This window comes from Spirulina sp. 06S082, assembly GCF_034932145.1.
Lineage (GTDB): Bacteria > Cyanobacteriota > Cyanobacteriia > Cyanobacteriales > Spirulinaceae > CCY15215.
This window is the reverse complement of the sequence record NZ_JAYGHV010000328.1, coordinates 1-6841: the sequence shown is the minus strand read 5'-3', so window position 1 is coordinate 6841 and position 6841 is coordinate 1. Positions and strand designations below refer to the sequence as shown.

General features: G+C 43.3%; 6 protein-coding genes. 5 read left to right on the top strand and 1 reads right to left on the bottom strand.

The features are described 5' to 3' along the window. Positions 1-1138: peptide ligase PGM1-related protein (locus tag VB714_RS20375; protein ID WP_323226516.1), on the top strand; the 1138-nt coding region annotated here is incomplete at its 5' end. A 33-nt stretch (positions 1139-1171) separates the two neighbouring features. After that, the gene (locus VB714_RS20370; RefSeq protein ID WP_323226515.1) at positions 1172-2620 is read left to right on the top strand and encodes a cyclic nucleotide-binding domain-containing protein; all 1449 of its coding nucleotides are present in this window, start codon (positions 1172-1174) and stop codon (positions 2618-2620) included. A 16-nt stretch (positions 2621-2636) separates the two neighbouring features. On the opposite strand, the gene VB714_RS20365 is transcribed toward VB714_RS20370, so the two are convergent. Continuing rightward, entirely contained in the window at positions 2637-3266 is a 630-nt protein-coding gene (locus VB714_RS20365; RefSeq protein ID WP_323226514.1) for a class I SAM-dependent methyltransferase, read from the bottom strand. Between the two features lie 107 nt (positions 3267-3373). Between VB714_RS20365 and hemH the strand changes: the two genes are divergently transcribed. From hemH to VB714_RS20350, 3 genes are all read left to right on the top strand, one after another. Beyond that, positions 3374-4546, top strand: a complete 1173-nt coding sequence (gene hemH / locus VB714_RS20360) for a ferrochelatase (RefSeq protein WP_323226513.1) — start codon at positions 3374-3376, stop codon at positions 4544-4546. A gap of 144 nt (positions 4547-4690) precedes the next feature. After that, positions 4691-5662 (top strand): solanesyl diphosphate synthase, encoded by a 972-nt coding sequence (gene sds / locus VB714_RS20355; protein ID WP_323226512.1) that lies wholly within the window; start codon positions 4691-4693, stop codon positions 5660-5662. Between the two features lie 160 nt (positions 5663-5822). Further along, on the top strand, positions 5823-6841 hold a 1019-nt coding region (locus tag VB714_RS20350; protein ID WP_323226511.1), incomplete at its 3' end, for a tetratricopeptide repeat protein.

The window sequence follows — 6841 nt, the reverse complement described above, 5'->3', positions numbered from 1 at the left end:
TTCTTTATTAGAACAAGAATTATCCTTAAAATTAGGAATTCCCCTGTTAGCATCCTGTCCAGATTTACTCTATTGGGGTTCAAAAAGTGGCAGCCGGGAAATTTTTGCAACGGCAGAAGTTTTACATCCCGATGGCAGTCTTTCTGTGGAAAATGAAGATGATTTACTGGCGAAAGCGGCGGAATTATGGCAACGAAAGCCAGATTTAAAACGCATTGTCATTAAACTCAATGAAGGCTTTTCTGGGGAAGGAAATGCGCTTTTGGACTTAACCTCTGTTTCCTCTCGTTCTCCTCGCCAAACGAGCTTAAAACAGGCACGAGAAGCCTTGCGCGATCGCCTCCCTCATCTCCGTTTTCAAGCTGAGGATGAAACTTGGGAAAATTTTTCCAGTCGCTTGCCAGAATTAGGCGCAATTGTTGAAGAGTATATCGAAGGAGAAGAGAAGCGATCGCCCAGTTTTCAAGGTTATATTACTCCATCGGGAAATGTAGAAATACTCTCTACCCACGACCAAATTCTCGGCGGTCCCGACGGACAAATTTACCTAGGTTGTCGTTTCCCAGCCGATGCAGTTTATCGCTTGCAACTGCAAGAATTAGGGGTTAGAATCGGGGAAGTTTTAGCAGCAAAAGGAGCAATGGAACGGTATGGTGTTGATTTTGTTGCAGTGCGACAGCGCGATCGCGACCCAGAGTGGCAAATTTATGCCATAGAAATTAATCTGCGTAAAGGGGGAACAACTCATCCTTTTATGGCACTCAAGTTATTAACAAATGGGGAATATCGAACCAAAACAGGACTCTTTCACAGTCAAGATCGAGAAAAATATTATGTTGCATCGGATAATTTACAGAAATCCAGTTATCGGGGTTTATTACCAGGGGATTTAATGGATATTATTACCCGTCATCGCTTACATTTTGACAGTAGCACGAAGACGGGAACGGTTTTTCATTTAATGGGTGCTTTATCGGAATTTGGTAAGTTAGGATTAACCAGTATTGGTAATTCTTTTGAAGAGGCTGAAGCAATCTATAATCAAGTCGAAACAGTCCTCGATACAGAAACCCAAACGGACTATTCTCATTTACCAGCTACACCACCTTTACCAATTACATGGTACGGAAATAACTAATCTCATTCAATATTCACGGATTGTTAGTTTATAATGCGCTCTTTTGTCGAACTATTTTACCATCGCCTCAAAAATATTTTTGAAACCCCCTTCTTTGGCAATGAGTCCGATCTAAGTCTTGGGTCAATTGTTCAATTACTTTTAGCTTCAATTGTTGTTTTCTTTTGCGTCCGTTTATTACGTCGATTGTTGAAGGCAAAACTGCTCAAACCTTTAAAGTTAGATGCCAGTAATCGAGAAGCGATCGCAACTTTAATTAGTTATGGGTTTGGCTGTCTTGCTTTTGTTATTCTACTACAAGGTGTAGGTTTTAAATTTGAATCTCTTGCGGTGATTGTAGGCAGTTTTGGGGTGGGAATTGGTTTTGGTTTGCAAGACTTTACCAAAAATTCCGTTAGTGGTTTAACATTGTTATTAGAACGTAAAGTTAAAGTGGGTGACTTTATTGAATTTGACCGTCTTTCCGGATATGTGAAAACAATTTCTTTGCGATCGATGGTGATTCGGACTCGGGAAGGTGGAGATGTTATTGTTCCTAATAGTCAGTTGGTGGAAAATCGCGTTCTTAATTGGAATTATGAAGATGCTTTAGGACGCATTCATATTCCTATTGGGGTTGCCTATGATAGCGACCCCGTGTTAGTTACAGAAGCATTATTAAATGCCGCTTATAATGAACCCAATGTTCTCCACGATCCCTCTCCTCACGTTCTTTTTAGGAATTTTGGAGATCATGCTTTAAACTTTGAATTGCGGGTGTGGGTTCAGGGTTACGATCGCGAACCCTATGTTAAAAGTATGTTAAACTTTTTAATTGAAGATAGTTTGCGACACCAAGGCATTCATGTTCCTTTTCCTCAGCAAGATTTATGGTTACGAAATCCTGAAGTTATTTCCCCTATCATTCATCCCTCTCGATCGCTGCGATCGGCAGGAGATGAGATGCGATCGCCGCTTCCATCTTCTCCCAAAGCACTCTCTATTCGCGATTTATTGAAGCAGGTAGTTTATTTTCAAGGCTTTACCAATCTAGAATTGCGAGAATTAATTGAAATTGGCTATCGCAAGCGCTTGCGACAAGAAGATATACTCTTTCGAGAAGGGGATCCAGGGGATGCTTTTTATATTATTTTATCCGGTTCAGTCGATGTTTATGCCCAAAAAATTGACAAACATTTGGCAACATTAGAAACAGGTAAATTTTTTGGCGAGTTAGCTTTAATGTTAGGCATTCCTCGTACTGCGACGGTAATCGCCAAGAAAGATACTATTTTATTTGTTATTAATAATCGCGGCTTTAAAAGGCTACTGCGCGAAAACTTAGAGTTAGCCGAGAATATTGTTAAAGAGTTAAGCAAACACCAGCAAGAATTATCCGAACGACGCAAACAATTACAAGACATGGGACTTGATGAAAAAGACGATAATAACAATGTTGTAGACTGGGTTCGCCATCGAGTCAAAAAACTGTTTAGTCTTTAAAATTTATCTTTAAAATTTAAAGTTTCTTCCTTGCCTGAACAACTTGTAAACTTCCTCCTGCATGAAGAGTGCGATCGCATCTTTGAAACCCAATATTCTCCAATTCTTGGCTTAAATTCCGTTGCAGCAATTGCCACGCTGTTTCTGTTTCAAACAACCACATAAAAAGCGCCAAACCAGGCACAAAAATAGGATTGGTGGGTTGGTGAAAGTCAACGATCGCAAATATTCCGCCCGGTCGCAAAATACGATATACTTCCCCTAGTATGCGCTGAAATTGTTCGGGATTCATCTCGTGCAAAGCGGCGCTAACATGAACAAGATCAAATGTACAATCCTCAAAAGGCATCTTTTCCGCAAAAGCCTCAATATAGTTTGCTTGAGGCACATTTTCACTGGCACGTTGGATCGCCTTTGGAGACGCATCTAAACCCGTGACGCGATCGGACAAACCCACTAAAAACCGCGTCACTTGACCTGCACCGCAACATAAATCGAGAATGTCTGTATCTCGCTTAATCGGTAAACCTTGCAAAGCCAATTGACGAAAACGTGCCTCTCCACCCACCGCTAAAGCTGAAAGACGAGTAATACTGTCATATAACCATTGATACCGATAGCTGAGGGATCTAAAAATTGTGGCCAAAATTCGCAACTCCTTGCTAGTGCCAATTTCCTTGTATTTAGGTTAACGAAGAAACAACATATATTGTTACACTTGGTAAAGAATCTGAAAAAATCTAGAAAACTGTTATGGCTACAAATAATAGTATAGGTGTATTGTTGTTAAATCTAGGAGGGCCAGACAAACTCGAAGATGTTGGCCCGTTTCTATTTAATCTATTTTCCGATCCCGAAATCATCCGCTTGCCTTTTCCTTGGTTGCAAAAGCCCTTAGCGTGGTTTATTGCGACACGACGCACGGATACTTCCCAAGCGAATTATAAACAAATTGGCGGTGGATCGCCCCTGCGACAAATTACAGAAGAACAAGGAGTCGCATTACAGGCAAAATTAAGAGAACAGGGATGCAATGCTAAAATTTATGTAGGGATGCGTTATTGGCATCCTTTTACAGAAGATGCGATCGCGCAGATTGAAGCAGATGCGATCGAAGAGTTGGTCATTCTTCCCCTTTATCCTCAATTCTCCATTAGCACGAGTGGGTCATCTTTTCGACTGCTCGATCGCCTTTGGCAAGAAGACCCCCAACTGGCTAAAATACGCTATACCGTCATTTCTTCTTGGTACGACCAACCCTTCTATCTGCAAGCAATGGCAGAATTAATTGCTGGGGAGTTAGATAAATTTTCTCATCCCGATCGCGTTCATCTTTTCTTCAGCGCTCACGGAGTCCCAGTCAGTTATGTTGAAGAAGCGGGAGATCCCTACCAACACGAAATTGAGGAATGTACCCGCTTGATTATGGAAACCTTAAACCGACCTAATCCTCATACCCTCGCTTATCAGAGTCGCGTCGGACCAGTAGAATGGCTTAAGCCCTATACGGAAGATGCTTTAGTGACTTTGGGAGAAGAGGGTATTAAAGATATCGTCGTCGTGCCGATCAGTTTTGTTTCCGAACATATCGAAACCCTGCAAGAAATTGATATTGAATATCGAGAAATCGCTGAAGAAGCGGGAATCAAAAACTTTGGTCGAGTTCCTGCTTTAAATACCCATCCGCTTTTTATCGAATCCTTAAAAACTTTAGTGATGGACGCGCTTTCCAATCCACCTCAAACCTTTGCTGAAGCAAAACGCATGGAGAAAAAAGTTAAACTTTATCCCCCAGAAAAATGGGAATGGGGTATGACAACGGCGGCCGAAGTATGGAACGGTCGCTTGGCAATGCTAGGATTCTTGGTACTGGCGATCGAATTAATTACGGGTAATGGACCCCTACATTTAGTGGGTTTATTATGAGATCGAGCGTAAAGGTTAAGAGACCGGAATTCAGAAAAAAAGAAAGTTCTACCTTTTGCCTTTGCTTGGGAAAACTCCTTTTTAAGTTAAAATATGTTAAAAAGTATGTAAAGTTTTTTAAATTTAGCCAGACACGGCAAAAAAATGACCTCAGTAACATCTCTTTTTTCCCCAGTCGATGCTGACCTTGGAATTTTAGCGAACAACTTAAAACAACTGATCGGCGCAAAACACCCCATCCTCAGCGCTGCGGCAGAACACTTGTTTGGGGCTGGAGGCAAGCGATTAAGACCCGCGATCGTCCTATTGGTGGCTCGAGGGACAATGTTAGATCAAGATATTACCCCTCGCCATCGTCGGCTTGCAGAAATTACCGAGATGATTCATACTGCCAGTCTGGTTCACGATGACGTGCTGGATGAATCCGATACTCGTCGTCGGGTTGCAACGGTTAATAGTCTTTTTGGTAATCGTATTGCTGTTTTGGCAGGGGATTTCTTGTTTGCTCAATCTTCTTGGTATTTGGCTAATTTAGATAATCTTGAAGTGGTAAAATTGCTATCTGAGGTGATTCGCGATTTTGCCGAAGGGGAAATTCAGCAAAGTCTGAATCGCTTTGATACTGATATATCGATCGAATCTTATTTAGAGAAGAGTTATTATAAAACGGCATCTTTGATGGCGAATAGTGCTAAATCTGCGGCATTATTGAGCGATGCGACCAACGAAATTACGCGAGATATTTATCATTACGGTCGTCATTTTGGCTTGGCTTTTCAAATTGTTGATGATATTTTAGATTTTACGGCTTCAAGTGATGTCTTGGGCAAACCTGCCGGTTCCGATCTTGCCAGTGGGAACTTGACAGCGCCGGTATTGTATGCTATAGAAGAAAATCCTTATATTACGACTTTAATTGAGCGAGAATTTAGCGAAGAAGGGGATTTAGAGACGGCGATCGCCTTGGTTAAAGAAAGTGAGGGAATTGAAAAATCGCGGCAACTGGCAGCATATCATTCTTGCCAGGCGATCGAACATCTAACCACGTTTAAGCCTTCAGAATGTTCTCAAGCCCTCAGAGATTTGGCTGAATACATTTTACATCGGATGTATTGAACTTTTTTTAGTGCTATCAATTTTCAGGCGATCGCGATCGCATTATTTGTCCTGTAAAAAAACATAAAGAATAGTTGTCAAGAATTAAAATCCTAGGCTTGCCCATCGCCATAATATCCGGTAATATCGGAGAAAATGTGAAGGGTTGAGGGAAGGCGCGATGAAAAAGAGAACAAAAATCTGGGGCTGCATCCTGGCAGGGGTAGCAAGTGCGGCAATACTGCCTGTCTCTGGGATGGCACAGGGAAAACCCGTTGAAACCCACATCGCCCAACAGTCGCCGGACTTAGATGAGGCAAACCGGGTTTTTCAAGAGGGATTGCAACTGTTTCGAGAGGGATCGGCAGAATCTCTCCGACAAGCCCTGATTAAATGGGAACAAGCGGCGACTCTCTTTCGCCAAGCTGGTGATCAAAGTTCAGAAGCGCTCTCTCTCCTGGGTGTTGGTAGAATCTACGACTCCCTAGGAGAAAAGCAGAAAGCCCTTGAATACTACGATCGCGCCTTGCCTCTCATCCAAGCCGTGGGCGATCGCAGGGGAGAAGCTGCAACCCTCAACAATATTGGCAGGGTCTACTCTGACCTAGGAGAAAAGCAGAAGGCGTTAGAATACTACGATCGCGTCTTGCCCCTTCGACAAGCAGTAGGCGATCGCGGAGGAGAAGCCACCACCCTCAACAATATTGGCTTTGTCTACTCCGACCTAGGAGAAAAGCAGAAAGCCCTTGAATACTACGATCGCGCCTTGCCCCTCAGCCAAGCCGTGGGCGATCGCGGGGGGGAAGCCGCCACCCTCAACAATATTGGCGCTGTCTACAACTCCCTAGGAGAAAAGCAGAAAGCCCTTGAATACTACGATCGCGCCTTGCCTCTCTACCAAGCCGTGGGCGATCGCGGGGGAGAAGCCGCCACCTTTAACAATATTGGCTTAGTCTACGACTCCCTAGGAGAAAAGCAGAAAGCTCTTGAATACTACGATCGCGCCTTGCCCCTTCTCCAAGCGGTGGGCGATCGCTCTGGAGAAGCCGCTACCCTCAACAATATTGGCTTAGTCTACGACTCCCTAGGAGAAAAGCAGAAAGCGCTTGAATACTACGAACGCGCTTTGCCTCTCAGCCAAGCCGTGGGCGATCGCGGGGGAGAAGCCCAAACCCTCAACAATATTGGCTTAGTCTACGA